At 71.2% G+C, this 260-nt stretch carries 1 protein-coding gene; it reads left to right on the forward strand.

The features are described 5' to 3' along the window. A partial coding sequence (locus tag RVY79_RS20220; protein ID WP_317466367.1) for a hypothetical protein occupies nucleotides 1-260 on the forward strand: 260 nt, incomplete at both ends.

A 260-nucleotide genomic window follows, 5' to 3' on the forward strand; every position in this document is an offset into this window, starting at 1 on the left:
GCTGAAGCGCGGCGGCCACGACTTTCGCAAGCTCTACGCGGCCTTCGCCGCCGCCAAGGCCACCAAGGGCCGGCCGACGGTGATCCTGGCCAAGACCAAGAAGGGCTACGGCATGGGCGGCGCGGGCGAGTCGCGCATGACCGCCCACCAGGCCAAGAAGCTCGACGTGGACGCGCTGCGCGCCTTCCGCGACCGGTTCGCCCTGCCGCTGTCGGATGCCCAGGTGGAGGGTCTGGCCTTCTACAAGCCGGCCGAGGACG

The sequence above is a fragment of the Chromohalobacter sp. HP20-39 genome, assembly GCF_033052815.1.
Lineage (GTDB): Bacteria > Pseudomonadota > Gammaproteobacteria > Pseudomonadales > Halomonadaceae > Chromohalobacter.